This window comes from Mesorhizobium sp. M7A.F.Ca.ET.027.03.2.1 (assembly GCF_003999175.1).
In the GTDB taxonomy this organism is placed as follows: Bacteria; Pseudomonadota; Alphaproteobacteria; order Rhizobiales; family Rhizobiaceae; genus Mesorhizobium.
In genome coordinates, this window is sequence record NZ_RZOM01001008.1 from 1 (window position 1) to 2,254 (window position 2,254).

Genomic DNA, 2,254 nt, shown 5'->3' on the forward strand with positions numbered 1-2,254 from the left:
GAGACAGGTGCTGCATCGAGGTTCGAAAGCGGCTCGTCGAAGAGAAAGAGCTTGGGTTCGCGCACCACGGCGCGGCCGATGGCGACACGCTGGCGCTGGCCGCCGGAGAGTTCGGCCGGCCGCCTTTCGAGATACGGCTCCAGCGACAGCATCGACGAGGCGATGCCGATGCGGCGCTCGATCTCCGGGGCGGGCGTACCGGCCTGCTTGAGGCCAAGGCCCATATTGTTCTTCACCGTCAGATGCGGGTAGAGCGCATAGGTCTGGAACACCATGGCGATGCCACGCTTGGCCGGCGGCGTGGCCGAGACATCCGCGCCATCGATGACGACGCGGCCCGAAGTCGAATCCTCCAGTCCGGCAATGACCCTGAGCAAGGTCGACTTACCGCAGCCGGAGGGGCCGACGAAGACAACGAACTCGCCGTCGTTCACTTCGAGGTTGATGCCCTTCAGCACCTCGACCGGCCCAAAGGCCTTCTTCACGTTCTCGATGTTCAGCGAGCCCACGGCTTCGTCCCTGTTCTAGAGTTTGACGGCGGTGCCACTGCGCACGCTCTCGTCGGCTGCAAGGCAGACGGCGAGCGATTTGACCGCGTCGTCCATATGTTTGGTGAGATCGAGATCCTCGCGGATCGCCTTCAGCACGAAGGCCTGTTCGAGGTCGCAGAGATCCTGATGGCCGGGTTCGCCCTCCATCGACAGCATCTCGTCGGCCTTGAGAAACTTGCCGTCCGCGCCGGTCGCCGCACTGTGCAGGCGGATGGTCGAGGTCTTGGTGTGGGTGTCGATGTCGTCGGACTTGACGCCCTCCTTCATGACGATCGACACGCAGCCATTGGGCGAGATCACGTCCTTCACGAAGAAGGCGGTTTCCGAAATCATCGGACCCCAGCCGGCTTCGTACCAGCCGACCGAACCGTCGTCGAACAGCACCTGCAAATGGCCGTAATTGTACATCGACTGCGCCACCTCGTCGGACAGCCGCACGCCCATGCCACGCACCTCGATCGGCTTGGCATCGGTGATCTGCAGCATCACGTCGAGATAGTGCACGCCGCAGTCGACGATCGGCGACGTCGTCTGCATCAACTTCTTGTGCGTCTCCCAGGTGTGGCCCGAGGATTGCTGGTTGAGGTTCATGCGGAAGACATAGGGGCCGCCGAGCTTGCGGGCTTCGGCGATCAGCCTGATCCAGGACGGGTGATGGCGCAGGATGTAGCCGATCACCAGTTTCTTGCCGTTGGCCTTGGCCGCGGCGACGACACGCCTGGCGTCGGCCACCGTCGTTGCCAACGGCTTCTCGACGAAGACGTGGCAACCGGCCTCGAAGGCCTTCACCGCATAGTCGGCATGGCTGTCGGAATAGGTGGCGATGCAGGCGACATCGGGCTTTTCGTCACGCAGGGCGTCATCGAAGGAGCGCCTGATGCCGTAATCCGACAGCCCGTCCGGCAGCGGCACGTCGGAGCGATTGATCAGCGCCGCGATCTGGAAACCTGGATTGGTATGATAAGCCAGCGCATGGCTGCGACCCATATTGCCAAGCCCGGCGACGACGACGCGAAGAGGTGTTTCAGAGTTCACTTGACGGCTCCGGACGTGATGCCGCGGATCAGTTGCCGCGAGAAGATGACGTAGAGGATCAGCACCGGCATGATGGCCAGCGACAGGGCAGCGAGAATGGCGTTCCAGTTGGTGACGAACTGGCCGAGGAAGAGCTGCGCGCCGAGCGTCACCGTCTTGGTTTCTTCCGACGGCGCCAGGATCAGCGGGAACCACAGATCGTTCCAGATCGGGATCATGGTGAAAACGGCGACGGTCGCCATCGAGGGCCTGACCAGCGGCAGCACCAGGCGGAAGAAGATGGTGTATTCGGACAGGCCGTCGATGCGGCCGGCATTCTTCAGATCGTCGGAGACCTGCTTCATAAACTCCGACAGGATGAACACTGCAAGCGGCAGGCCTTGCGCGGTATAGACCAGGATCAGCGCCGTCAGCGTGTTGACCAGCCCGCTCGCCACCATCAATTGCAGGATGGCGACGGTGCCCAGCCGGATCGGGATCATGATGCCGAGCGCCAGATAGAGACCCATCAGCGAGTTGCCGCGGAAGCGGTATTCCGACAGGGCGAACGCCGCCATGGCGCCGAACAGGAGCACGAAGAACAGCGAGGCGACGGTGACGACGAGGCTGTTCTGGAAATAGTGGATGAAGTCGCCCTGGCCGATGACGGTCGTGTAGCCGATCAAGTC

3 protein-coding genes are annotated in these 2,254 nt (G+C 62.5%); all 3 read right to left on the reverse strand.

From position 1 onward, the window contains the following. The coding region (locus EN750_RS30355) for an ABC transporter ATP-binding protein (RefSeq protein ID WP_145968054.1) at window positions 1–509 on the reverse strand (509 nt) is incomplete at its 3' end. 15 nt (window positions 510–524) lie between these two features. Next, the gene (locus EN750_RS30360) at window positions 525–1,586 is read right to left on the reverse strand and encodes a Gfo/Idh/MocA family oxidoreductase (protein WP_127398938.1); all 1,062 of its coding nucleotides are present in this window, start codon (window positions 1,584–1,586) and stop codon (window positions 525–527) included. Further along, window positions 1,583–2,254 (reverse strand): carbohydrate ABC transporter permease (locus EN750_RS30365; RefSeq protein WP_145968055.1); only part of this gene is annotated, 672 nt, incomplete at its 5' end. The genes EN750_RS30365 and EN750_RS30360, both read right to left, overlap by 4 nt.